The sequence below is a fragment of the Cohaesibacter celericrescens genome (assembly GCF_002866925.1).
Lineage (GTDB): Bacteria > Pseudomonadota > Alphaproteobacteria > Rhizobiales > Cohaesibacteraceae > Cohaesibacter > Cohaesibacter celericrescens.
Map to the genome: position 1 here is coordinate 285,010 of NZ_PKUQ01000016.1, position 25,994 is coordinate 311,003.

The window sequence follows — 25,994 nt, forward strand, 5'->3', positions numbered from 1 at the left end:
GATTGTGCCTCCCTGCAACAAACCGATATTGTCAGACTGCTCAGTATGAAAAAGCCCTCGAATTCTGTTTCCAGTTTTTTGTATGCGTCTCCGACAGCCAGTAAGACAGCCAGTCTTGATTTGGGCTTTGGTCGATCCTGCGCGGTCTGGGTCAATCAGAATGATCATGTTTTCTATGAACAGCTTGAAGGGCATACATTCAGCTTTTATGTGCGAGGCGGTCTGGGTGTTTGGCGGGTTGATGAAAAGCCTGTGCATGGCTGGCCGGGGGCTATTTGTATCTTTCCACATGGTCAAAGCTCGGAGTGGGTGATTTCCCAGCCTCTGGAAATGGTGCATTTGTATTTGCCAGATCAAGAGTTGCGTCGCATGTATAGCGAATGGACCGACAGGGATGGGCGCATGCTGGATTTGGCCGATATCACCTATGCGCCTGCCGGTGATTTGGCGCAGCCATTTGCACATTTGCATCGCGCGCTTGGATCAACCAATGTGATTGGCGCAGAAGAAGCTATGCTTGACCTGATCGGGCATGTGATCGCCCAAGACCGCTTTTGCGAGCACCGTATGGCGCGTTTGGCCGGTGGGTTGGCTCCGTCTGTGAAGCGCAGGCTGGTTGACTATATCGAAGCCCATCTGGACCAGAGCATTCGCTTGCGGTCTCTGGCGCAGATTGCCGGCCTCAGTGAATATCATCTTCAGCGCAGTTTTAAACAAAGCTGTGGTGTCTCCCCCAATGTCTGGATTGCCCATCGCAAGCTGGAGCGCGCCAAGGCGATGATCCGTGCTGGTGGTTCGCTGGTACAAGTGGCTGATTCTTGTGGCTTCAGCAGTCAGAGCCATTTTACGCGGAGTTTCAGGTCTGGAATGGGAATGACACCGGCGTCTTATCGGGCCAGTGCGATTTGAGGATCAATAGACGTGCGTAAATGGACGTCATCTTGATGGCTATGGTTTTCCGGCATATTGCTGCTTGCAATCACTTGGAATGCGTCCTATAAGGCCCCTCGAATCCACATGCGGGAATAGGGTCGCAGAGCGGAGAAATGCTCTGATATCCATCCGGTGCCCAGTATGGCCACATCCCGCAGAGGTTAAACCGGTAAAGGAAAAAGACATGGCTCTTCCTGAAGTCTCCATGCGCGCTCTGCTTGAAGCTGGCGTGCACTTTGGTCACCAGACCCACCGCTGGAACCCGAAAATGGGTAAGTTCATTTTTGGCGCCCGCAACAACATCCACGTGATTGATCTGTCCCAGACAGTTCCTCTGATGACTGAAGCCTTGAAACAGGTTTCTGACACAGTGGCTCGTGGTGGTCGCGTTTTGATCGTTGGCACCAAGCGTCAGGCGTCTGGCCCTGTTGCTGAAGCTGCTAAATCTTGCGCTCAGTATTATGTAAACTCCCGCTGGCTCGGCGGCATGCTGACCAACTGGAAAACCATCACCCAGTCCATCCAGCGTCTGCGTAAACTTGATGATCTTCTGGGCAACGAAGCTCAGGGTTTCACCAAGAAAGAACGCCTGACGCTGACCCGTGAGCGCGATAAATTGGAACGCGCACTTGGTGGTATCAAGGACATGGGCGGTGTGCCTGATTTGATCTTCGTGATCGACACCAACAAAGAAACCATCGCAATCAACGAAGCGCGCCGTCTGGGCATTCCTGTGGCTGCGATTGTTGATACCAACTGCGATCCTGATGGTATCGATTTCCCGGTTCCTGGCAACGATGACGCCTCACGCGCTATCACGCTTTATGCTGACCTGATCGTGGCTGCTGCCATTGATGGTATTTCCCGCTCCGCTGGCGAAACCGGCATCGATATGGGCGAAGCTGAAGAAGGCTTGATTGAGCCTGCATTGGCTGAAGCTGAAGTGGTTGTGGAAGACGTTGCTGCTGCGACTGAAGAAGCCCCTGCTGAAGCTTAAGGCTTGACCGCAAGGTTATGGGGTTTGTCCCCATGTTAGATAGAATATGACCGCCCGGGTTTGTCCGGGCGGCTTCTGGCTTGTTTGATAAAGGATGTGAGGCTGCAATGGCTATTACTGCATCAATGGTTAAAGAGCTCCGTGAGACTTCTGGCGCGGGCATGATGGACTGCAAAAAGGCGCTGACCGAAAACAATGGCGACATGGAAGCCGCTATTGATTGGTTGCGCACCAAAGGCCTTTCAAAGGCTGCTAAAAAATCCGGTCGTATTGCTGCTGAAGGACTGATTGCTGTTGCTGATAAAGGCAACAAAGCGGCTGTTGTTGAGCTCAATGCGGAAACCGACTTTGTTTCCCGCAACGAACAGTTCCAGGAACTGGCTCGCAATGTTGCTGGTGTTGTTGTTTCTGCGGGTTCCAATCTCGACGATATTTTGGCTGCGGCTTATCCTGGTGGCGCTACTGTTGCTGACACCATTACAAGCGCGGTTGCTACCATTGGCGAGAATATGAACCTGCGTCGTGGGCTTGTGTTGAGCGTGGAAAAAGGTGTTGTTGCTTCTTACATGCACAATGCGACTGCTCCTGGTCTTGGTCGTCTCGGTGTCTTGGTTGCGCTGGAATCTGACGGCGATGCGGCCAAATTGGACGCATTGGGCAAACAAATTGCAATGCATGTGGCTGCGACCAATCCTTTGGCTGCGACCACTGAAGAGCTTGATCCTGCTGCTATCGAACGCGAAAAAGCTGTGTTCTCCGAGCAGGCTCGTGCCTCTGGTAAACCTGACAATATCATTGAAAAAATGGTTGTTGGTCGTCTGCGTAAATTCTACGAAGAAGTTGTCTTGTTGAAACAGACCTTCGTTATCGACGGTGAAAATACTGTCGAGCAGGCTATCAAAAACGCCGAATCTGATGTTGGCGCGCCTATCAAACTTACCGGTTTTGCCCGCTTTGCGCTGGGTGAAGGCATTGAGAAAAAATCAGAAGATTTTGCTGCTGAAGTTGCGGCTGCTAGTGGTCAATCCTAGTCTGATCTTCACCCCCGTTTGATCTGTGGGGTTAAAAACTGAAAAAACCGAGGGCGCTGGGGATGACGAACCAGCGCCCTTCGTGTATTCAAGGGCTGTTTATCAACGCGCGTATGTTTTTTCAGCGTTCATCCCTGTGGTTGGCGCCGAGATGGCATGATGATGTCACCGTGTAAGGGTGAGGCATCGTGACACCGCGACTGAGTTGATTGTGTTTTTAAATTCGTAGGGCAGCCGACAATATGGAAAACCTGAAATACAAACGCATTCTGCTAAAAGTGTCTGGCGAGGCTCTAATGGGCGACCAGTCTTTTGGGATTGATCAGAAAGTCGTGGCGCGGGTTGCGCAGGACATTCAAAAGGCTCAGGCTCTGGGCGCTGAAATTTGCGTTGTTATAGGCGGTGGCAATATCTTCCGTGGTGTTTCTGTCGCTGCGCAAGGGGGCGACCGTGTGGTCGGCGATCATATGGGCATGTTGGCCACGGTGATGAACTGTCTGGCCATGTCCAATGCGCTGAATGCTATGGGTGTTGCTGCTGTGCCGTTGACGGCCATTGCGATGCCTGAAATCTGCGAAAGCTTCACGCAACGTGGTGCTAAAAGGCATCTGGAAGAAGGTAAGGTTGTCTTATTTGCCGCTGGAACTGGGAACCCCTTCTTTACCACTGATTCTGGTGCTGCTTTGAGGGCCGCTGAAATGGGCTGCGATGCCTTGATGAAGGGCACGCAAGTGGACGGAATTTATTCCGCTGACCCCAAAAAGGTGCCTGATGCTGTGCGTTATGATACCATTAGCCATGCTGAAGTGCTCAAACAGGGTCTTAAGGTTATGGATGCCGCTGCAATAGCCCTTGCTCAGGACAGCAATATACCGATAATTGTATTTTCAATCCATGAGCCAGACGGCCTTGTGGCTATTTTGCAAGGTGGTGGTCGGGCGACTGTGGTTTCTGACTAGGCTGTCTTCACGACTGATTGTATTTTGAAGGCAATCAGGTGATTTTACTTCGATCACACACCCTGCATGGGGTGCGATTCAATGTAGGTGAGTTGATCGAACACTTGGCCTGCCTCATGATTGGGGCTGCCTTGGTTTGATCTGGTGATCGGGCCATAACTGTTAACATAGAAACGATTAAGAGGCTTTGCCATGTCTGCCGAAGAACTGGATCTTGATGACCTTGAGCGCCGCATGAAAGGCGCTATTTCCGTCTTGAAAACAGAATTGTCTGGCCTGAGAACCGGCCGCGCGTCTGTCAATTTATTGGAGCCAATTTCCGTTGAAGCCTACGGGCAAACTTTGCCGATCAGTCAGGTCGGAACGGTTTCTGTTCCCGAGCCACGGATGCTGTCCATTCAGGTTTGGGACAAGAGCATGGTAAAGGCTGTCGAAAAAGCGATCCGCGAGTCGAATATCGGGATTAATCCGGTCGTTGATGGTCAATTGTTGCGTTTGCCGATTCCTGAATTGAATGAAGAGCGCCGTCAGGAGATGGTCAAGATTGCGCATTCTTATTCCGAAAGTGCCAAGGTTTCGGTCCGTCACGTGCGTCGTGATGGCATGGACATGTGTAAAAAGGCAGAAAAAGACGGCATGAGTGAAGATGATATGCGGGTGTATCAGGATGAGATTCAAGAGCTGACCAACAGCCGGATTATCGAAATTGATAAAATGCTTGAATCCAAACAAGCCGAGATTATGACGGTTTAACTAAGCTATTTTTGAGTCGGAGTTGGGCCGGTTTTTTTGTTGGCCGGCCGCTTCGTCTCGATTGTGCTCTCGTATTTTTTAGTGTTGCGCTTTTTGGGTTCCATTTATGGGGCTTGAGCTTATTCTCAGATGACTTACGGACCGTGTTTGGATTCTTCGATCAAGAACCTTACAGAGCATTCTTTCTGACTGATTTTGAAGGGACTGGTATTTATGGGTGGCCAATCGAGTATTGCCGAAGCCCCTGATCTGAGTGATATGGTTATCCCACGTCATTTGGCAGTCATTATGGATGGCAACGGTCGTTGGGCTCAGGAGCGAAAGCTTTCCCGGACGCAAGGCCATCGGCAGGGTGTTGTTGCAGTCCGCGAAATTGTGGCAAATGCAAGCCAGTTTGGTATCCGCTACCTGACTCTTTTCAGTTTCAGTTCAGAAAATTGGTCGCGACCCGAGACCGAAGTGCGAGACCTTATGGGTCTGCTCAAGATGTTTATTCGCAAGGATCTTGCGACGCTACATAAACAGAATGTACGCGTTTTGGTTATTGGCGGGCGGATTGGCCTTCCTTCTGATATCGTTGCCTTGTTGCAACAAGCAGAAGAAAAGACCGCCGATAATTCAGGCCTTACCTTGGTGATTGCTTTCAATTATGGGTCACGCCAAGAAATGACAGACATGGTGCGCCACCTCGCCCGAGAGGTGAAAGAGGGGCGGCTTGATCCCGATGCGATCACCGAAGATCTCATTGCGACGTCGCTCTACTCGGCGGGCGTGCCGGACCCTGATGTCATCCTTCGGACAAGCGGCGAGCAACGGCTGAGCAATTTTCTCTTGTGGCAGGCTGCTTATTCCGAGTTTGTTTTTGTCGATTGTTATTGGCCGGACTTTGACAAAGCCCAGTTAGAATTGGCGCTGGTTGAATATGGAAGGCGCAATCGGCGATTTGGTGGCTTGTCGATCGAGGATGACGGCGTTCGCGCAAAGGCTGTTGCTTCCAGAGGCTAATCTTTGGAGATTTTGGGCGGAACTGGCCCTTCACTTTTGACGGGGGACATTGTTCTGACCGACGACAATAAATCAGTCTCAGACACAAATGAGAAAAGCAAAAACAATACATTGTGGTCAGATCTGGCTCTGCGTGCTGTGTCCGGTGTTGTTCTTGCCATCGCTGCTTCTGCCGTCACTTGGTGGGGTGGGGTCGCCTTTGCGGTGTTTTTCGGTATCGTCACGCTGCTGATCTTTAAGGAATGGGTTGCCATTGTTGGTGAGCAACCTTACGGCATTCCGGCTCTTCTTGGCTTTGGTGCCCTTCTTACTTCGCTCATTGGTCTGTTGATTGGTGCATGGCAAGCCGCTTTGGTTGTGCCCTTCTTTGGTGCTGGATTTCTGTTTCTTGTGCGCTGTTCTTATCCCTCTGCGCGTTGGTGTGGATTTGGTGTTCTGTATGCGGCCTCGTTTGGGTTGGCTATACTCATCCTTCGCAGTGATCCGGTTTATGGTTTTGCGGCAATTGTTATCCTGTTCGCTTTGGTTTGGGGCACTGATATCGCTGCTTATTTTACCGGTAAGTCTCTTGGAGGGCCGAAATTGTGGCCCCGCGTTTCTCCCAAAAAAACCTGGTCCGGATCTGTCGGTGGTTTGGTGCTAGGCACCGGTCTTGCCCTTTTGGTGGCTAAGGTCTTGGGTATCGACCCGACAGTTAAACTGACGTTGATGCTGGGTGGTTTATCGATCTTGTCCCAAGCCGGAGATCTGGCGGAGTCACATATGAAACGGCTGTTCAATGTAAAAGACTCGAGTAACCTTATTCCCGGACATGGGGGAGTCATGGACCGCGTCGATGGGCTGTTGGTTGCAGTGGTATTTGCAGCCCTGTTCGGTTCGATATTTGGTGATATCGGGTCTGTTGCGACCGGTTTTTTGATTTGGTGACGCGCCCCTTTAATGCAAGACAAAATGAATGGCACTAAGTATGACCCAATCGGCCCCGTTAAAAGCAATGCCTCGCACTGACGCGGGTATCAGTCAAAAGACCATATCTGTTTTGGGTGCAACCGGTTCTGTCGGGGACTCTACGCTTGATATCATCGCATCGTCACCTGAGCGCTATAAGGCCCATGCCCTGACTGCCAATAGCAATGTTGAAAAACTGGCCAAAGTGGCGATTGAAACAGGGGCCACTTTTGCTGCGGTGGCCAATGAGACCTTATATGGTGCTTTGAAACAGGCATTGGCTGGCACTGGTATTGAATCCGGTGCGGGCCCAAGCGCTGTTGAAGACGCTGCGTCGATGCCTGCCGATATTGTGGTGGGTGCCATTGTCGGTGCCGCTGGCATTCGCCCCACCATGGCAGCCTTAAGAGCTGGCAATCAAGTTGCGTTGGCCAACAAGGAAGCCTTGGTTTGTGCCGGAGATCTTGTTATGGCGGAAGCGGCCCGTTCAGGCCAACCGATCCTGCCTGTCGATTCTGAGCATAGTGCTATTTTTCAGATTTTTGATCAGGACAATCGGAACCAGATTGAAGACGTTACGATTACCGCTTCAGGTGGGCCGTTTCGCACGTGGGACAAAGAGGCAATCGAGCAAGCCAGCCCCGAGCAGGCGCTCAACCATCCCAATTGGACCATGGGGGCAAAGGTTACCATCGATTCGGCATCTCTTATGAATAAAGGGCTTGAGGTCATTGAAGCGCATCACCTCTATCAATTGCCTGCTAGCAAATTGTCGGTGGTGGTGCATCCGCAGTCTATCATTCATGGTCTGGTGACCTATAGCGATGGGTCGATGTTGGCTCATCTGGGGGCTGCCGATATGCGCATTCCGGTTGCGCATTGTTTGGCATGGCCGGACCGCGCACCAGCAGATACGCGTCGGATCTCATTGATTGATATTGCAAAGCTGACGTTCGAAGCGCCGGATGTCGAGCGGTTCCCTTGTTTGAGGCTTGCGCTTGAAGCGTTGGAAGCGGGGGGCAGTCTGCCCAATATTATGAATGCTGCCAACGAAATCGCTGTTGCGGCTTTTCTTGAACGCAAGATCATGTTTGGCGGTATTCCGAAAATAGTTGAAGGCACAATGAAGCACTTCATCAAAACCGGAGATATCAAGGATGCCGGTTCTATAAGTGACGTTTTAGCGATGGATGCTGCTGCTCGTCGGGTTGCAACAGACATACAGGATATGGTGCAATAATCGCCCTGATGACCTAATTAACATCGTTGGAATTTGGGTCGTTTAAAAAAGATCGGTTTCATTCCTTTTTGATTGGTGTTTGAAATGAGTGATAGCGTTACAACTGAGCAAGAAGACAGCGGCGGTTGGGGCGCGTTGGATAGCCTTCCTGGTGATCCGATGATGTGGGTTTTGATCGTTAGTGAGCTTTTGGTGTTTGGGGCTTTTTTCCTCAGTTTCGCGGTCTCACGCGTGATGGAACCAGATAGTTTCGCGCAATCTCAATCTCTTCTTGATGGGGTTCTTGGCGGGATCAATACCATCGTATTAATCACAAGCGGTTTCTTGTGTGCTCTGGCACTGCTTGCTCTTGAGGGCGGGAAGGTTGCCAAAACGCGTATGCTGCTTTCCGCCGCCATTATTTTAGGCGGGATTTTTTGCTGCATCAAAATACTGGAATATGTCGACAAGTATGAACAAGGCATTGGGGTGGAGACGAATAGTTTCTTCACCCTGTTTTTTCTCATGACCGGTTTTCACTTTATGCATGTTCTGTTTGGCATGGTGCTGCTTGGAATTGGCATTTGGAGGCCCCGCCATGCAACCATTGAGACCGTCTGTGCATTCTGGCATATGGTCGATTTGATCTGGGTGCTGTTGTATCCACTTGTGTATTTGGCGAGGTAAGGAATGAAAAGACTGCTATCTTCTCCGAATGGACTGTTAGTAATCTGGGCTGTATTGATCGGACTGACTGTTATGAGCATGGTCAACGCGCAGGCGGGGACCGATGTAAAAGAGCTATCGATCCTTGCTCTTGCCGTTCTTTTTGCCTTGAGCATGCTGAAAGCGGAACTGATCTTGCGGTATTTTTTACGTTTGCAGGACTCTAGCCCAGGTTGGCGCATCGGGTTCAGTTTACTATTGGGTGTTCTGGTTTTGATTCTGTTTGGTCTGTCTTCTATTGATCTTTAGCTATTTGGTTGGAGTTTTGTTATGTCCTCGTTCCCTGATGCCGATCTTTTGAAATTGTCTGCCCGTTATTCCTACAAACCCAATCCGGATGGCTCGGAGCCCTTATCACAGATCCGCATAAAAGGTAGGGAAATCCGCAAGCAATTGGTTGGCAGGCATGTTGATGATGTGGTCATTGCCGATACGGATTTCGGCCGTAGTTTCACCCCCATAAAATCAGCATCGGCCTCGCGTCGTGTGGTGGTTTATATCCATGGTGGAGGGTGGCGTAATTGTGATGTGATTACTCATTCAAGCATCATGACGGATTTGGCTGCAAAAACAGGGTGTGACGTGCTTGGTGTTAGCTATCCTTTGGCGCCAGAGGCTCCTTATCCTGCGGCGTTGGATGCGGTCATTGCCAAGGTGCAGGATATTCACAGACGATATGATTGTGATCTTATTCTTGCGGGCGACAGCGCAGGTGCGAATCTCGCCTTGGCAACGGCATTGCGATTGCGCGACGAGGGCGAGACCTTGCCAATTTCAGCGCTCTTGCTGTGGTATGGCTGTTATCGTCAATTTTTTGATACCCGTTCCCATGCCGCCTATGGCGATCAGGACAATATGCTCATGACCACTGCGATGAAAGATATGTGGAATGACTATACGTCTGGCCCTGCAGATCCGGTGTATGCTGACTTAACAGACGCAGATATGACTGACCTGCCACCATGCTATTTGTGCGAAGCGGAATGTGACTGTCTTGCAGACGATACCAAATGGTTGGCATCAAAGCTGGTAGAGGCCGGCGTGCCACATTTTTATGACTTTTACAGTCAGGCCATCCACGGATTTATTCACTATAGTGCGCATTATAAACCGAGCCTTCGAACGCTTGAAGCGGCTGCTCGTTTTGTCGAAATAACCGCTTTAAAAGACTAATCAAGCGGCTTTTTTTCCTTGTTGTTGGTTTCAGGGCCAATGGTTGGTTGATCTGTCCATACTTTCACCCTATTTAAGCCTTCTTTAGAGACTGTCGGCTACTCTCTCGGTTGAGAGAAATTGGAGATATGAATGGAATTCCTTCAGAGCGTCTTTTCTGCGGGTTCAGGCTTGCTGAGCTATGCTATTCCGGCGCTTTTTGTGCTGACGATTGTGGTGTTCTTTCACGAGCTGGGCCATTTTATGGTCGGTCGCTGGTGTGGCGTAACGATCAAGGCATTCTCTATTGGCTTCGGACCAGAGCTTTTTGGCTTTTATGACAAGCACGGCACGCGCTGGAAGTTCAGCGCCATTCCGCTTGGCGGCTATGTTAAGTTTGAAGGCGATGAAAATGCGGCCAGCGTGCCAGACGAAGAAGCGATGAAAAAAATGAGTGCAGATGAGCGTGAAGGCTCTTTGCACGCCAAGCCGCTTTGGGCGCGCGCTGCAATTGTGGCTGCGGGTCCTGTTGCAAACTTCCTGCTTTCAATCGTTATTTTTGGCATGCTCTTGTTTGCTTATGGCAAGCCAATGACGCCCGCCCGTGTCGATTCCGTGGTCGCTGGTAGTGCTGCAGAAGAAGCTGGCTTCGAGCCCGGCGATATTATGGTTTCGATTGACGGGGGTGTTATCGAAGCATTCTCAGATGTGCAGCGTTTGGTCGCCTTGAGCTCTGAAGATGTGCTGCAGGTTGTTGTTGATCGCGGCGGTAGCCTAATTACGTTGCAAACGACGCCTCGGCGGACTGAAGTGACTGACCAGTTTGGCAACAAACAAAAGATAGGCGTACTTGGCATTCGGCATGAGAGTAACCCTGACGATGTTGTTCGAAAACAGTTCGGGCCTGTTGATGCCTTGTGGGGTGGGGTGGAAGAAACCTATTTCATCGCGACACGCACTTTGGGCTATATCGGCCGCATCTTTGTTGGCAAAGAAGACGCAGACCAGTTGGGCGGCCCCATCCGTGTGGCCCAAGTCTCTGGTCAGGTTGCGACGCTTGGTATTGTTGCCCTTGTTAATCTGGCTGGCATGCTGTCTGTGAGTATCGGGTTGATCAATTTGTTTCCGGTGCCGATGCTTGATGGTGGTCATCTGGTTTTCTATGCTGCAGAAGCAATACGAGGCAAACCACTGTCGGAAAAAAGCCAGGAATTGGGATTCAAAATCGGCCTTGCAATGGTCTTGTCGCTGATGGTTTTTGCAACGTTTAATGACATCACTCATATTTTCCTGAGTGATTGATTGATGGGTTGATGTCGCTGGTTTTGGAAAATGTTCGATGAATCAGTGAGAAAAATGTGGCTTACTAGCAACTGATTGTGATGATTGACGTTGTTATGAGACTTCAGGGGTTGATCCTTTCTGGATTCAGGGTAAAACCTTATTAGAGAAAAAGATTCCATTTCGGGGGCATGCATGTGCCCAAAACGAATTGATGATACAGATATAAAGAGTGTTTGGGCTGATGAAAAATTTAAAGACAATCGCTTGGGGAGCGGCCGTCGCTACGGTGATGAGTGTGGTTGTGCCTCTTGGACCCGTTGATCTTTTTGCTGCCAGTCCTGCATTTGCGCAAACGATCAGCAAAGTTGTCGTTCAAGGCAATGCACGCGTTTCGGATGACACCATTCGTTCGTATGTGTTGATTAAGCCTGGGCAGCGGTCTTCAGCCTATGAAATTGATGAGTCTTTGAAAGCTCTCTTTCAGACCGGGCTCTTTAAGGATGTTTCGATCAAGCGCAGTGGTTCTAGTCTGATTGTCAGTGTTGAAGAAAATGCAGTCATCAATAGAATTGCTTTTGAAGGCAATGACCGCCTGAAAGACAAGATGCTTGAGGGTATTGTTACGTCCAAAAGCCGCGGAATTCTAAGTGAAAGCCGTATTCAAACAGATACTCAGCGCATTTTGGAAGCTTACCGTCGTGCCGGTCGTTTTGGTGCCCGTGTTGAGCCTAAGGTTATTGATCTTGGCCGTAATCGCGCCGACTTGGTTTTTGAAGTTACCGAAGGTGCAAAGACATCTGTTTCACGTGTCGCTATCCTAGGCAACAAAGCCTACAGCGATGGTCGGTTGCAGAAAGTCATTACTACCAAAGAAACGGGTTGGTTGAGCTGGCTATCTTCCAATGACGTGTATGATGCGGAGCGCTTGGCTGCTGATGAAGAGCGTTTGCGTAAGTTTTATCTGAATAACGGATATGCAGATTTCCGTGTTGTTTCTTCCGTCGCTGATCTTGACCGTGAGCGTAACGTATTCTTCGTCACCATTACGGTTGATGAAGGTGAGCAATATCGTATTGGTGATGTCGAAATCGATAGTGCTGTTCCTGACGTTGATGCAGAATCCCTGCGCGGTCAGCTTAAAACAGATTCTGGCGATGTTTATAGCATGGACGCTGTGTCTGAGTCGCTTGAAGACATCACGATTGAGATTTCCAAATCCGGTTATGCTTTTGCCCGCGTGACACCACGCGCAGACCGTGACTATGAAAACAAGACCATAAATCTAGTTTATCAGGTTGATGAAGGCGCGCGTGCGTACATCGAGCGTATCAATGTGCGCGGTAATACTCGTACACGCGACTTTGTTATCCGTCGTGAATTCGATATGGCCGAAGGCGATGCATTTAATCGGGTTCTTTTGGATCGTGCCAAGCGTCGCTTGGATAATTTGGGATTCTTTGAGAAGGTTGCCATCAATACCGCTCCGGGTAGTTCGCCCGATCGTGTCGTACTTAATGTTGACGTTGTTGAAAAAGGCACAGGGTCTTTGTCGCTGGGCGGTGGTTATTCCACGGGTGATGGTTTCATTGCTGATGTTTCGGTATCAGAGCGCAACTTCATGGGGCGTGGGCAGTATTTGAAAGTCGCTGCATCCGGAGGTACTTCCAAGCGGTCTTACAATCTGTCCTTCACCGAGCCTTATTTCCTAGGTCGTCGTATGTCTGCTGGCTTTGATTTGTTCAAAGACTCTTATGAAGATACTGATACCCGCGAATATGATTATGAACGGGTTGGCGGAACTATACGTTTTGGGCTTCCCATTACCGATGAGCTTTCTTTCAATCCTTACTATACGCTCGAACAGAAACAGATCTCGAATTACGAGAATTATGGACTTGCGTCTGCGTCTCCTGCGATTGAAGAAGCGCAGGATGAAGGCAAAACCCTTAAATCGGCAATTGGCTATAGTCTGGTTTATAACACCATCGATAACATGCAGAATCCAAGCAATGGTGTTTATATGAAGTTCAATCAGGAATTTGCCGGGCTTGGCGGGGATGTGCGGTTTATCCAGTCCACTATTGATGCACGTTATTATCATGAGCTGTATTCTGCTTGGGGCCTTGTTGGCATGGTCAAAGTTGGTGCCGGTCACATTCAAGGTATTGGCGGTGATGATGTGCGTTTGCTCGATTCCTTTTATAAGGGTGGAGAGACCATTCGTGGTTTCGCTTCGAGTGGTTATGGTCCGCGTGATACTGCTTCAAATGAAGCCCTCGGTGGTAAAACATATTTCAACGCGACTGCAGAGTTGCAATTCCCGATTCCTTATCTGGATAGTGTCGGTTTGAGTGGCGCTGTGTTTGCGGATGCAGGTACATTGTTTGGCTCCGATGCGACCAAGGGGACGTTCGACAGTGATACGAGTATTCGTTCATCAGTGGGTGCCGGTTTGGTTTGGGCTAGCCCATTTGGATTGCTGCGGGTTGACTATGGGTACGCATTGAGCAAAGAAAGCTATGATGATACCCAAGCTATCCGGTTTGGTGCTGCGTCTCAGTTCTAAGGTTTTGACCATACAAATCAAAAGCCGCTGCTCTTTCGGGCGGCGGCTTTTTTTATGAAAGCTATCATGACAGATCCAGTTTTTTTTACCAAAATCGAATCTCTCAGTCTTGGGCATCTTGCTGAGCTCGTTGATGCTCAGTTGCCCGACAATGCTGACGGTTCGATGCTCATTGATACAGTGGCTCCAATTAATGCTGCGGCAAGTGGACAGATTACTTTTTTAGATAACCCCAAGTATGTCGCAGATCTTGAGAAGACTGAAGCCAGTGCCGTTCTTTGTGCCAAACGGTATGTCGACAAGGTTCCCGATGGCGTTGTCGCACTTGAGGTGAAAAATCCTTATCTTGCCTTTTCTCAAATCTCGGCGGCTTTCTATCCAGAGGCCTTAAAACCACTTGCGTATTTTGACTCTCAAGGTGGTATTTCACAGGCTGCCCATATTCATCCATCGGCCAAAATTGAGGCCGGCGTTTGTGTGGAACCTGGCGCTAGTGTTGGTGCTTTGGCTGAGATTGGGTCAGGTACAACAGTCGGTGTGAATGCTGTTATCGGACAAGGCGTTCGAGTCGGGCGCGATTGTCATATCGGAGCGAATTGTGTATTGCAGCATACCTTGGTGGGGGATCGTGTGATCTTGCATCCTGGTGTTTGCAGTGGACAGGATGGATTTGGCTTTTCCATGAGTGCGACGGGACATCAAAAAGTGCCCCAGATCGGCCGTGTTATCATTCAGGACAATGTTGAGATCGGTGCCAATAGCACAATAGACCGTGGAGCAAATCGCGATACGATCATTGGAGAGGGTACTAAAATCGACAATCAGGTTCAGATTGGTCATAATGTTGAAGTTGGACGCCATTGCGTGCTTGTCTCGCAAGTTGGTTTGTCAGGATCGTCAACGTTACAAGATTTTGTCGCCATTGGTGGACAGTCCGGTGTTGCTGGTCACATTACGGTTGGTATGGGTGCACAAATCGCGGCTGTCAGTGTTGTTAAAGATGATGTGCCTGCGGGTGGGCGTTATGGTGGTGTGCCTGCCAAGCCGGTAAAACAATGGTTCCGGGAAATGTCTGCATTAAAAAAACTGGCAGAAAAAAAATCTTGAACTAGCCATCACTGGTGTCAAAGATACCATTGTGACAAGGCTGGCCGTTGTTCGTTGAAAAATAATGTCTGCAATGCCGGGTGGGTCTGGTCTTCGCAGGTGAAATAAGGCGATGAAGGGAAGAAGTTATGAGCGAGAAGACGACCCTTGGTACTGCTGATATCATGCGAGTCATGGAATTATTGCCTCATCGCTATCCTTTTCTAATGATTGATCGAATCATTGAAATGGATGGTGATAACAGTGGTATCGGTGTTAAGAATGTGACCATTAACGAGCCACATTTTATCGGTCATTTTCCGCAATTGCCCGTCATGCCTGGCGTTTTGATTATTGAAGCGATGGCTCAAACTGCTGGCGCTTTGTGTGTTCACAACCGTGAAGAATCTGGTCCACCAAGTGTCGTTTATTTCATGACAATTGATAAAGCCAAGTTCCGTAAGCCTGTGGTGCCGGGGGATGTTGTTTATATCCATGTCCAAAAGGTCCGCAATCGCCGCAATATCTGGAAATTTGCTTGCGAAGCGAAGGTTGACGGGGTGAAGGTCGCAGAGGCTGAAGTCAGTGCGATGCTTATGGGAGACGATCAGATATAATGGCTCAGATTCATCCAACCGCAATTGTTGCTGACGGTGCTTGTCTCGCTGATGATGTTGAAGTCGGTGCCTATAGCATCATTGGTGAAAAAGTCAGCATTGGTGCTGGTGGCAAGATCCATTCTCACGTGGTTATTGACGGCAATACCAAGATTGGCACCAACGTTGAGATCTTCCCGTTTGCGGCGGTGGGGCTCGTGCCTCAGGACTTGAAGTTTGGCGGTGAAGATGTTGGTTGCGAGATTGGCAATCATGTCAATATTCGTGAATATGTAACAATTCATCCTGGAACCAAAGGTGGCGGGTCGATCACGCGTATTGGCAACCATTGCCACATCATGGTTAGTGCGCATGTGGCGCATGACTGTCTTGTTGGCGATCATGTTATTTTGGTCAATCACGCAACCTTAGGCGGACATGTGGAAGTGGGTGACCATGCAATGGTCGCAGGTATGTCTGCTGTCATTCAATTTGCACGTATTGGCGAACATGCCTTCGTTGGTGGGATGACTGGCGTGGAAAATGATGTTATCCCGTTCGGTTCGGTTTTGGGTAACAGGGCCCATTTGGGGGGGCTCAATATTGTCGGCCTCAAACGTCGCGGCTTCAGCAGGGATCAAATTCACAATCTTCGCCATGCCTATAAAATACTATTCTCTGATGAGGGCACGGTAATCGAGCAAGTCGAGAAGGTTGCTGCTGACTATTCTGACGATGTGAATGTGATGAAAATCGTTGATTTTATTCGCAAGGACGCTAAAAAAGCGCTATGTACCCCGCGTAAGCAAAAGGACTAGGCATGATGCTTTCCGGTGGTGGGCCGGTGGGAATCATCGCCGGTGGTCAGGACCTTCCCTTTGAAATCATAGATGCTCTGCAAGGTGCTGGGCGTGATTATTTTTTGTTCGGTCTTGTTGGTGAGGCAGACAAGCGTATCGAAGGGCATCCGCACATCTGGTTGAAGTGGGGTGAGATCGGCCTATTGTTCAACACGCTTGAACAAAAGGGCATTGAGGAACTCTTGTGCATCGGCTCCGTCAAGGCTCGCCCCGATTTCCGGTCTATTCGTCTTGATTTCGGGGCCATCAAAGCCCTGCCGGATATTCTTAAAATAATGGCAGGTGGGGGTGATGAAAGCCTTTTAAACGGTGTTGCCAATTTCTTTGAAAAACGTGGTTTGCGGCTAGTATCTGTACCGGATATTGCCCCATCTCTAGTCGTTGGTGCGGCCTTGTCTGTGGGTGACAAATTGGCTGCTACCAACGAGGCAGATATTCGTTTGGCTGCAAAAATGGCTGCTGTGATCGGCGCGATGGATGTCGGGCAGGGTGTTGTTGTGGCGAACGGTCGGGTTCTGGCTATGGAAGGCCCGGAAGGGACGGACCAAATGCTAGAGCGGGTCGAGAGAATAAGGCTCGAGCGAAGATCGCGTTGGGATTTTGGTAAAGCGGGGTTGCTTTTAAAGCGTGCAAGGCCGGGGCAGGACTTGCGATTTGATATGCCAACCATTGGCCCGCGTACCGTGGAATTTGTTCAAAAGGCCGGCCTTGCCGGCATTGTATGTGCTCAGGGAGAAGTTTTGTGCGCCTGTCGGGATCAAACCATCCATTTGGCAAAAGAGGCGGGATTGTTTTTGCAGGCACGTTATCTCTCTGACGTGACATCTGATTAAAACCGGATCAAGGAAAGCCAATCGTCTGGCTTGTTTCATTGATCAAAGAGGCGGCAATGACAGATCAAAAAGAACCGCTCATCTATATCGTGATTGGCGAAGAATCCGGCGACCAGTTGGGCGCGCGGGTTGTTCTGGCCCTCAACGCATTAACCGGAGGAACGCTGCGGTTTGCCGGTCTAGCCGGTGAACGGATGCAGAGTCTGGGGCTGGCTTCTCTTTTTCCATTGTCTGAAATTGCAGTCATGGGCGTTGTTAATATTATCAAGCAATATCCGAGTCTTCATCGCCATGGCATGAATGTGGTCGCTGATATTTTGGACAAAAATCCAGATTTGCTTTTGATCATTGATAGCCCCGAGTTTACTCATGCTGTCGCCAAACGTGTCCGCAAACAGCGTCCTGATATCCCGATTGTCAATTATGTGTCTCCGAGCGTTTGGGCGTGGCGTCCGGGGCGTGCCAAAAAAATGGCACGCTATGTGGATCATGTTTTAGCGCTGTTGCCGTTTGAAGTTCAGGCCCATAAGGATTTATCTGGCCCAGTTTGTAGCTATGTCGGCCATCCCTTAATTGAGCGTTTGGATGTCTTGCGTCCCGCAAAAAGCGAGCGTGCCGGGCTTGACGCGCCTGTTTTATTGGTCTTGCCGGGGTCGCGTCGTAGCGAGGTGTCACGCCTGATGGTTGAGTTTGGGCAAGTGGTAGCGCTTGCAAAAGACAAATATCCCAATCTGCGAGTGATTTTGCCTGCCGTTAGTCATCTTCGCACTTTGATTGACGAGGGCCTAAAAAGTTGGCCCGTTCAGCCAGAAGTGGTTGAGGGCGAGGAGGCTAAATTTGCTGCATTCCGACAGGCGCATGCCGCGCTGGCTGCGTCTGGTACGGTGACGTTAGAACTTGGACTTGCCGCTATTCCGATGGTGGTTGCCTATAAGGTGGATTGGCTTACGCGGCAATTTAAATGGTTGCTAAAAGCACACTCCATCGTTTTGACGAACCTGGTGCTTGGGGATAATACTATTCCTGAGTTTCTCGACGAGAATGCAAATGCGCGTACGCTTGCGGATCATGTGTTGCCGTTGCTTGAAGAAAGCACTCAGCGAGAAAAGCAGTTAGAAGCGTTGCGTTTGCTGGACGATAAAATGCGGTTGCCGCAAGGCGCTCCAAGCCAAGAAGCGGCGGCTAATATTTTGGAACATATGCCAAAAACCCGCTGAATATTGACCTCTCAGATTTATTGAATGGTCATAAAAAAGGCTCCCATAAGGGAGCCTTTTTTGTTTGATAGGCAAGATCTTGAAATTGTTAGATCTTACCGGTCTTCCATTTCGATATAATCGCGGCTGGGAGCACCAGTGAAGAGCTGACGTGGACGACCAATGCGCTGGGATGGGTCTTCAACCATTTCCTTCCACTGTGCAATCCAGCCTACGGTACGGGCCAGAGCAAAGAGCACGGTGAACATTTCAGCAGGGAAGCCCAATGCACGCAAAGTGATCCCTGAATAGAAGTCGATGTTTGGATAGAGTTTTTTCTCGATGAAATATGGATCGCTCAGAGCGATTTTTTCCAGTTCCATCGCGACTTCAAGGGTTGGATCATCCTTGACGCCCAGTTCATTTAGAACTTCATGACAGGTTGCCTGCATGATGCGAGCGCGTGGATCATAGTTTTTGTAAACGCGGTGACCAAAGCCCATAAGACGGAATGGGTCATTTTTGTCTTTCGCTTTTGCAACATACTCTGCAACACGATCAACTGTGCCGATTTCATGTAGCATGTTGAGAGCTGCTTCGTTGGCACCGCCATGTGCAGGGCCCCACAAGCAAGCGATGCCCGCAGCGATACAGCCGAACGGGTTGGCGCCAGAAGAACCAGCCAAACGAACGGTTGAGGTGGACGCATTTTGTTCATGATCCGCATGAAGAATGAAAATTCGGTCCATGGCGCGTGCCAAAACCGGATTCACTTCATAAGGTTCAGCAGGGACAGAGAAGCACATATGCAGGAAGTTGGCCGCATAGCTGAGCTCGTTGCGTGGATGAACAAATGGCTGTCCAATGGTATATTTGTAAGCCATCGCCGCGATTGTTGGCATTTTGGCGATCATGCGCAAGGATGCAACCATGCGCTGATGTGGATCTGAGATGTCTGTGGAGTCATGATAGAAGGCAGATAGAGCCCCAATCACGCCAACCATAACAGCCATAGGGTGAGCATCACGGCGGAAGCCAGTGTAGAATTTGCTCATCTGCTCATGAACCATCGTGTGACGAGTCACACGGGTGTCAAAATCGATTTTTTCTTCAGGTGTAGGCAGGTGGCCATACAAAAGCAGATAGCAGGTTTCCAAAAAGTCGCCATGCTCTGCCAGTTGTTCGATCGGATAACCACGATAAAGCAAGATGCCTTCGTCGCCGTCGATATAGGTGATTTCTGATTCACAAGACGCGGTTGAAGTAAAACCTGGGTCCAATGTAAACATACCGGTCTCTTTATAGAGAGTACCAATATCGATGACGTCCGGGCCAATGCTTCCGCTTTTAATCGGAAACTCCCAAGATTTATCACCAACCTTCAGTGTTGCTTTGTTGTCACTCATTCGGCTACTCCCAAATTTTGAAAACAATTTGTTGTTGCTGTCGGAATGGAAGGGTGCGTTAGGTCGCAGCGAACCCTCCTAGGCAACAAAGGAACTGAACTCTGGGTATATGATTTTTTGCTGCACTGCAAGCACCCATAGAGTTGAATAAAGAAAGAAGATGATGAATTATATAACAGTTTCAGCGCCATGCCTACAAAAGTATGAGCTGATGACTGTATTATATACCGATTAAGTTCACATTATTTTGGTCTACGAATTAAGTAGGTTTACCTATTTTTACCTTGTGGAGATTCGCTTTCTGACTACGCATTTTTGTGTGTTTAATTGGGGTGCCGAGATCGGGGTTATAAAAAAGGCCGCCCCTTATGGTGCGGCCTGTTGGATGACAGAATATGCTAATCGGTGTTAGCTGATCTGATCTTTCAGGCGTGCGATGGACTCGTCTTTGCCAAGGACCAGAAGAACATCAAATATGCCCGGTGATGTTGAGCGTCCGGTCAGTGCTGCGCGCAGAGGCTGAGCTACTTTACCCAGTTTCAATTCTTTTTCTTCTGCGAAGGTACGAACCAATGCGTCTGTGCTATCAATCGTCCAATCGGTGAGCTGTTCGAAGCGTGGGATCAGGTCTCCGAGCATGGCGCGGGCATCATCGCTCAACAATTTGGCCGCTTTTTCTTCTAGGGCCAGCGGGCGCGTATCAAATAGGAAGGCAAGTCCTGCTTTGAGATCGAGCAGCGTTTTTGCCCGTTCCTTGACGCTGGGCATGGCCATCATGATCTGTTTCTTTTTGGCATCGTCAATTAGGTCCAGCATTGATTGGCCATCTTCTACAAACGGCAGCAGAGCGATGAATTGCTCATATAATGCGTTGTCGTCCGCATTGCGCATATGAATGCCGTTGATATTTTCCAGCTTCTTGAAATCAAAGCGGGCGGCTGCTTTGTTCATGCCGTCAAAGCCGAACCATTCGATCATCTGCTCTGTTGAGAAGACCTCGTCGTCGCCGTGGGCCCAGCCCAGCCGAACAAGATAGTTCCGCATAGCTTCTGGCAAATAGCCCATATCGCGATAGGCTTCTACGCCCAGTGCACCATGACGTTTTGACAGCTTGGCTCCGTCGGGGCCGTGAATGAGCGGGATATGAGCCATCGTTGGGATATCCCATCCCATTGCTTTATAAACAAGCGACTGGCGGGCGGCGTTGGTCAAGTGATCGTCGCCACGCATGATAACGGTGACACCCATGTCATGATCATCAACAACCACAGCCAGATTATAGGTTGGGTTGCCGTCCGAGCGCATGATGATCATATCGTCCAGGTCTTTATTGGGGAACCGCACGGTGCCCTGTACCTGATCTTCCAGTATGGTTTCGCCCTGTTGTGGAGCTTTGAGACGAATGGCTGGTTTTACCCCTGCTGGAGCTTCGGATGGGTCACGATCACGCCAAGTGCCGTCATAGCGAGGTGCGCGTTTTTCGGCTCGCGCCTTTTCTCTCATTTCTGTCAGTTCATCAGGTGTGCAATAACACCGATAGGCGTTGCCGTCTGCCAACAGCTGATCAACCACTTGGCGATGCCGCTCAACCCGAGAATGTTGAGAAATCGGATCGCCGTCATAAGACAGCCCCATCCAGTCAAGCCCGGCTACAATGGCATCAATCGCAGCATCGGTAGACCGTTCCCGATCCGTATCTTCAATGCGGAGCAGCATTTTGCCGCCGTTGGCTTTGGCATAGAGCCAGTTGAACAAAGCGGTGCGAGCCCCGCCGATGTGGAGATACCCAGTTGGGGAGGGGGCAAAGCGCGTTACAACCTGTGAACACATAATGCTATCAGAGACCTATTGTTCGGGGTATAGTAAACCTGAGATTGAAGCGGGTTGTGTTGTCGCTGTGTCGATGCAGACGATTTATACAGTCGTTTCAATATCCGGCAATTTGATTTGACATGGATTTAGCACAGCTTGACCGCAGGGTGAAAGGCCTCATGGCTTCGGGACGCAAGGAAAAGGGTGTAAAAGAAGTGCATGCGTCAGAAAATCTGGCGCAAGTGGACCGCGATTGCCAAATTGAACCTTTTGTGCAGCAGCAATACGGCTTCAATCCTGATCGCGAGCATCTGCAACCGTTTATTCGCCAACCAAGCTTTGGGCGGCGGATTGGCTTCGCATTTGAGGCTATTGTTCAACGGGTGAGTGATCGTTGGATTACCGATTGTGAGCAACAGAATGCGCAGTTTCTCTGGGCAACAATGGCCATGACCTTCGGAGCTGCGGGGTATTATTTCCTGCCGGATGAGCCTAGTATATATGTGCTTTTGGCTTTGTCCCTGTCGCTCTGTTTGTTGGTTTTTCGGCGGGCAACCAAGGGGCACTCCGTCTTTGCTTTGGTTGTTGTATCAATGGCTTTTATTGGCCTGACTGCAGCCAGTTTTCATGGCACATTTTCTTCTACACCAGTTCTAAAAGATAATTTCTCTGCACAAATTACAGGCGTGATTGAACGTGTGGAGCTGCGGTCTGGCAATGGTAGGCCTGATGAGCGTTGGACCGTCAGAGTGGAAACAATTGACAAGCTGGCTGCAGAGGAGACGCCTCGGCGCTTGTTGTTGGTTCGCAAGTCCCATGGTGCGCAGTTTGTAGCGGGGCAAAGGATCCGTGTTCGCGCCCACCTTATTCCCTTGCAGCGGCCTGCCTTTCCTGGCGGATTTGACTATGGTCGCTATCTTTGGGCACGTGCCATTGGGGGGCAAGGATATCTCAGTCGCTCCATCGAGACACTGCCTCTGGCGCCTGTGGGTTTGATTTCGGGCTTCAGCCATGACCTGCAGGTGCGTGTTGAGCGAGCGCGCACGCGCATCGCGGGTTATATTGCCAAGCGGGTTGACGGGGAGGCTGGAGGCCTCGCAATTGCTCTTTCAGTGGGGAAACGAAATTATCTTTCAAGTCAAGCTGAGGATGCTCTTAGGCAAAGTGGTCTGGCTCACATTCTGGCCATTTCCGGCCTGCATATGGCTTTGGTGGCTTTGTCTGTGTTTTGGGGCACGCGCACAGCCTTAGCGCTGATTCCCCATCTTGCCTTGCATTACCCAATCAAAAAATGGGCCGCGGCCATCGCGCTTGTCTGTGCTGGAGGCTATCTCATCCTATCTGGAAGTTCTGTTGCGACGATCCGCGCGTTTTTTATGACGGCCATTTTTTTGGTGGCTATTTTTGTCGGCAGGCCCGCATTGACCATGCATAACCTGGCGCTGGCACTTTTGTTCTTGGTGTTGTTTCAGCCCTATGGTGTTGTCGAAGCCGGGATGCAAATGTCATTTGCCGCAACAGCGGCCCTGATCGCATCCTACGACCGGTTACAGAGGATGCGAATAAGGGGCTATCAACCTGAAAAACAGTCTCGCGGGGCTGGTGTGGCGACCCTGACGGGAAGGGCTTTGGGTGGTGTTGGGCGTTGGTTTATGGGCATCGGCACGACATCATTGATTGCTGGATTGGCGGTGTTGCCATTTTCAATTGCGCATTTTCAACAAATGGCACCGTTGGGGTTGATTGCCAATCTGTTGGTGATGCCCATTGTCAGTCTGGTTGTGATGCCACTGGGGCTGCTGTCTGTTTTGTTGGCGCCGTTGGGGTTGCAATCTGTGCCGTTGAGTGGTGTGGAGTGGGGGCTGGATTGGGTCATCACGCTGGCTGGCTTGATTTCAGCCAGATCCGGCGCCGACTATCTCGTGATACGAGGTGCGGGGCACTTTATTCCGTTGGTGATTTTGGCTCTGGCAATCTTCGCAATCCACCGTGGTAAGCTGGCTTACGCTGCGTTGGTCCCATTGTGTGCTGCCTTCTTGATGTGGTGGACAGCCCCAAGCGCTGATTTGTGGATCTCAGAAAAAGGCAACCGCGTGGCCTATCGGGATGTCAATCATGCTTGGCAAACGCTGGGCTCAAACCGCAAGACGTTGGAAGTTACGGCATTGTTGCGTTCCGACGGTGATGCACGTGCCTTGCGGTCTGGTGCGATCAGCAAAAGCTCAGAGGTGCTTGAGAGCACAAACGGAAATGCAGTCTTGAAGGGGTGTGATAAGGAGGCTTGTTATGCGCAAGGTTTAATGAATATGCGCGGCGAGAAAAGTGATCTCTCGGTTGCTATTGTTCGCCATGCTTCTGCATTTCAAGAAGAGTGTGATAAACGGTCCATTCTTGTTACGTCTTTACCCGTTCCAAATAACTGCACTGCACCTCTGTTGGTGGTCGGGCCAGATCGTTTGAAACAAGAGGGCGCACGGTTTGTCGATTTCAAGCGCCACCAAGAAGCGAATCTCGATCGTGGTGACGGCCAAAGAAACCCATTGGCAAATGCATCACAAGCTGTATGGACTTTGCACCAAACAACGGCATTGCCGACAGGCCAAAGGCCTTGGCATCCCGTCATCAATTGACGACGGGAACGCAGAAAAGCGGGCGTAAGGCTCAATACTGCCTTAGCAAACCGACCAGTTTGCCCTGTACATTCACTCGATCTGGGCCAAAAATGCGGGTTTCATAGGCTGGATTGGCTGCTTCCAGCGCAATGGAGGCACCCTTTTTGCGCAGGCGCTTGAGAGTGGCTTCTTCATCATCAACAAGGGCGACTACAATGTCGCCAGAGACGGCGTCCTGTGATTTTTTGATCACCACAGTGTCACCGTCCAAAATGCCAGCCTCAATCATGGAGTCGCCACGCACTTCAAGGGCGAAATGCTCGCCGCCGCGTAACATTTCGATCGGAACCGAAATGGAATGGGATTGGTGTTGAATGGCGGAGATAGGAACCCCAGCGGCGATGCGCCCCATGACCGGGACCATAACACCGCTGATCTCTTGATCGGGTTCAGTTTTCTCGGGCTCTGACCGCTGTTTTTTGCCTAGACCACCTTCAACAACACTGGGTGAAAACCCGCGTGTAGACGTGTTCATGGTGGGTAAGTTTGATTCTGGTAGCTTCAATATTTCCAACGCTCTGGCCCGATTGGGCAAACGGCGGATGAAGCCACGCTCCTCAAGAGCGGTGATAAGGCGGTGGATGCCTGATTTTGATCGTAGATCAAGTGCATCTTTCATTTCGTCGAAGGAGGGAGGAACGCCAGATTCTTTGATACGTTCATTGATGAACATCAGCAATTCATGCTGTTTTCTAGTAAGCATTTCCCACTCCAGTTTCCCGCTTTTCCAACCACACCCCGAATCTCGATGAAACATCTGTGGCACAAATCACGAACAAACAATACATGTTCTTGCTGTGTTCTGCAAGTGGCTATTTCTGGTGCTTTGCAACCTGAAGGCTAGACATCTATATATAGCGATTTATTACACGATCTTTCGGGATGAGTTTTGATGCATCAATGCAGTCGCGCGTTAGGCTGTGTGATAGGTCCGCTCTTCTATGGGCAGTTCAAATATTGACTGCTCACACATGTGCAACAATTCAGCCTCTGCCTCAGAAAGGCGGCGTTTGGGGTTCGTCAATAGATAGACATCGACCGCGGGAAGATCGTCGTAGGGAGGCAGCTGGCGCAGATTACCCAGTTTCACATCGCGGTCAGCGACATGGACGGGCAGGGCGCCAATACCGATATTTGCAACTATCATCCGTCTAATCTCGGGAACATTGGATGACACGCCACGCCAGCCCAACGCCGCTTTCACCCGTGCGCGCAGATGCGCCACAGGTTCGAGGGGCCCACCTTCCATTTCCGTTTGAAACGAGACCGATTCTTCGCCTTCAAGTTCTGTAATGTCGATTGAATCACGATTGAAAAGCCGATGTTTTGGTCCGCAATAGAGCCCGAAAAACTCCCTATAGAGCACCTTTGCTTTCATGGGGTCTGGTGCTCCGTTGAGCAAGCAGATGCCGAAGCTGGCACGGTTTTGCCCGACACGGCTGACAATTTCCATGCTGTCGTCAATGGTAATGGAGAATGTCACTCTTTTGTGGCGTTCAGAGAATTTGTAGAGCACAGCGTCAAAATGCGGGCTGACCACATGGCTTGCCATGACAATGTTGATATGGCCGCGTAATTCTTCTTCCCCTTTATTCAACAGGGAAGGCAATTGGGAGACGCTGCCAAAAATGGTGGAACATTCGTAATATAGAATTTCACCAACGCGGGTGACCTTGAACTGGTTGGGCTTTCTAACAATCAGTTTGTGTCCTGTGGTGTCCTCCAGTCGCTTGAGAGCACTGCTAATCGTTGGTTGTTTCAGACCAAGGAAATCTGCAGCTTTGGTTATGCTTTTTTGTTCCACGACCACCATGAATGTTCGCAACAGGTTCCAATCCAGATTCCATGGGAAACGCATTTCATAGGGACGCATGATAGATTTCCTCAATATTCAAAATTCAATATATCTATTTGCTTAATAATAGCCACTGTGCAAGTTTTCTGTAAAGCGGCGATAATG

General features: G+C 50.0%; 23 protein-coding genes. 19 read left to right on the forward strand and 4 right to left on the reverse strand.

From position 1 onward, the window contains the following. The first annotated feature begins 45 nt into the window (after window positions 1-45). From C0081_RS09225 to lpxB, 18 genes are all read left to right on the forward strand, one after another. Window positions 46-909 (forward strand): helix-turn-helix transcriptional regulator, encoded by an 864-nt coding sequence (locus C0081_RS09225; RefSeq protein ID WP_101533742.1) that lies wholly within the window; start codon window positions 46-48, stop codon window positions 907-909. Window positions 910-1,117: 208 nt separating this feature from the next. Continuing rightward, window positions 1,118-1,930, forward strand: coding sequence for a 30S ribosomal protein S2 (gene rpsB / locus C0081_RS09230; protein WP_101533507.1), 813 nt, complete (start codon window positions 1,118-1,120; stop codon window positions 1,928-1,930). A 107-nt stretch (window positions 1,931-2,037) separates the two neighbouring features. Continuing rightward, window positions 2,038-2,961: a translation elongation factor Ts gene (gene tsf / locus C0081_RS09235; protein ID WP_101533508.1), complete on the forward strand. Its 924-nt coding sequence runs from the start codon at window positions 2,038-2,040 to the stop codon at window positions 2,959-2,961. 242 nt (window positions 2,962-3,203) lie between these two features. Beyond that, window positions 3,204-3,920 carry a UMP kinase gene (gene pyrH, locus C0081_RS09240; protein ID WP_101533509.1) on the forward strand — a complete coding sequence of 239 codons (717 nt, stop codon included), beginning with the start codon at window positions 3,204-3,206 and terminating at the stop codon, window positions 3,918-3,920. A gap of 192 nt (window positions 3,921-4,112) precedes the next feature. Further along, a complete protein-coding gene (gene frr, locus C0081_RS09245) occupies window positions 4,113-4,673 on the forward strand; it encodes a ribosome recycling factor (RefSeq protein ID WP_101533510.1) in 561 nt (186 codons plus the stop codon). 213 nt (window positions 4,674-4,886) lie between these two features. Further along, a complete protein-coding gene (locus tag C0081_RS09250; protein WP_101533511.1) occupies window positions 4,887-5,678 on the forward strand; it encodes an isoprenyl transferase in 792 nt (263 codons plus the stop codon). A gap of 3 nt (window positions 5,679-5,681) precedes the next feature. Continuing rightward, on the forward strand, window positions 5,682-6,605 hold the full coding sequence (locus C0081_RS09255) for a phosphatidate cytidylyltransferase (RefSeq protein ID WP_101533512.1): 924 nt from the start codon (window positions 5,682-5,684) through the stop codon (window positions 6,603-6,605). A gap of 28 nt (window positions 6,606-6,633) precedes the next feature. Beyond that, window positions 6,634-7,866, forward strand: a complete 1,233-nt coding sequence (locus C0081_RS09260) for a 1-deoxy-D-xylulose-5-phosphate reductoisomerase (protein WP_425349457.1) — start codon at window positions 6,634-6,636, stop codon at window positions 7,864-7,866. An 84-nt stretch (window positions 7,867-7,950) separates the two neighbouring features. Further along, window positions 7,951-8,532: a cytochrome c oxidase subunit 3 family protein gene (locus C0081_RS09265; protein ID WP_101533513.1), complete on the forward strand. Its 582-nt coding sequence runs from the start codon at window positions 7,951-7,953 to the stop codon at window positions 8,530-8,532. A 3-nt stretch (window positions 8,533-8,535) separates the two neighbouring features. Beyond that, entirely contained in the window at window positions 8,536-8,820 is a 285-nt protein-coding gene (locus C0081_RS09270) for a cytochrome C oxidase subunit IV family protein (RefSeq protein WP_101533514.1), read from the forward strand. 21 nt (window positions 8,821-8,841) lie between these two features. Beyond that, window positions 8,842-9,744, forward strand: coding sequence for an alpha/beta hydrolase (locus tag C0081_RS09275; protein WP_101533515.1), 903 nt, complete (start codon window positions 8,842-8,844; stop codon window positions 9,742-9,744). 132 nt (window positions 9,745-9,876) lie between these two features. Further along, entirely contained in the window at window positions 9,877-11,025 is a 1,149-nt protein-coding gene (gene rseP, locus C0081_RS09280) for an RIP metalloprotease RseP (protein WP_101533516.1), read from the forward strand. Window positions 11,026-11,248: 223 nt separating this feature from the next. Then, a complete protein-coding gene (gene bamA / locus C0081_RS09285) occupies window positions 11,249-13,573 on the forward strand; it encodes an outer membrane protein assembly factor BamA (RefSeq protein WP_210200448.1) in 2,325 nt (774 codons plus the stop codon). Window positions 13,574-13,639: 66 nt separating this feature from the next. Beyond that, entirely contained in the window at window positions 13,640-14,680 is a 1,041-nt protein-coding gene (lpxD, locus tag C0081_RS09290; protein ID WP_101533517.1) for a UDP-3-O-(3-hydroxymyristoyl)glucosamine N-acyltransferase, read from the forward strand. Between the two features lie 128 nt (window positions 14,681-14,808). After that, a complete protein-coding gene (gene fabZ / locus C0081_RS09295; protein ID WP_101533518.1) occupies window positions 14,809-15,276 on the forward strand; it encodes a 3-hydroxyacyl-ACP dehydratase FabZ in 468 nt (155 codons plus the stop codon). Next, a complete protein-coding gene (gene lpxA, locus C0081_RS09300; protein ID WP_101533519.1) occupies window positions 15,276-16,073 on the forward strand; it encodes an acyl-ACP--UDP-N-acetylglucosamine O-acyltransferase in 798 nt (265 codons plus the stop codon). The genes fabZ and lpxA overlap by 1 nt, the downstream gene beginning before the upstream one ends. A 2-nt stretch (window positions 16,074-16,075) precedes the next feature. Next, a complete protein-coding gene (locus C0081_RS09305) occupies window positions 16,076-16,948 on the forward strand; it encodes an LpxI family protein (RefSeq protein ID WP_101533520.1) in 873 nt (290 codons plus the stop codon). A gap of 56 nt (window positions 16,949-17,004) precedes the next feature. After that, window positions 17,005-18,165, forward strand: a complete 1,161-nt coding sequence (gene lpxB, locus C0081_RS09310; RefSeq protein WP_101533745.1) for a lipid-A-disaccharide synthase — start codon at window positions 17,005-17,007, stop codon at window positions 18,163-18,165. Window positions 18,166-18,260: 95 nt separating this feature from the next. On the opposite strand, the gene gltA is transcribed toward lpxB, so the two are convergent. Together gltA and gltX are read right to left on the reverse strand one after the other, a co-directional pair. Continuing rightward, the gene (gene gltA, locus C0081_RS09315; RefSeq protein WP_101533521.1) at window positions 18,261-19,550 is read right to left on the reverse strand and encodes a citrate synthase; all 1,290 of its coding nucleotides are present in this window, start codon (window positions 19,548-19,550) and stop codon (window positions 18,261-18,263) included. 408 nt (window positions 19,551-19,958) lie between these two features. Next, a complete protein-coding gene (gltX, locus tag C0081_RS09320) occupies window positions 19,959-21,380 on the reverse strand; it encodes a glutamate--tRNA ligase (RefSeq protein WP_101533522.1) in 1,422 nt (473 codons plus the stop codon). A gap of 161 nt (window positions 21,381-21,541) precedes the next feature. On the opposite strand from gltX, the gene C0081_RS09325 reads away from it, so the two are divergent. Beyond that, window positions 21,542-23,992 (forward strand): ComEC/Rec2 family competence protein, encoded by a 2,451-nt coding sequence (locus C0081_RS09325; RefSeq protein WP_180966820.1) that lies wholly within the window; start codon window positions 21,542-21,544, stop codon window positions 23,990-23,992. A 31-nt stretch (window positions 23,993-24,023) separates the two neighbouring features. Here the strand turns inward: C0081_RS09325 and lexA are convergent, their stop codons facing one another. Both lexA and C0081_RS09335 read right to left on the reverse strand, forming a co-directional pair. Continuing rightward, window positions 24,024-24,737: a transcriptional repressor LexA gene (gene lexA / locus C0081_RS09330; RefSeq protein ID WP_101533524.1), complete on the reverse strand. Its 714-nt coding sequence runs from the start codon at window positions 24,735-24,737 to the stop codon at window positions 24,024-24,026. Window positions 24,738-24,947: 210 nt separating this feature from the next. Further along, window positions 24,948-25,907 carry a LysR family transcriptional regulator gene (locus C0081_RS09335; RefSeq protein ID WP_101533525.1) on the reverse strand — a complete coding sequence of 320 codons (960 nt, stop codon included), beginning with the start codon at window positions 25,905-25,907 and terminating at the stop codon, window positions 24,948-24,950. Between the last annotated feature and the right edge of the window lie 87 nt (window positions 25,908-25,994).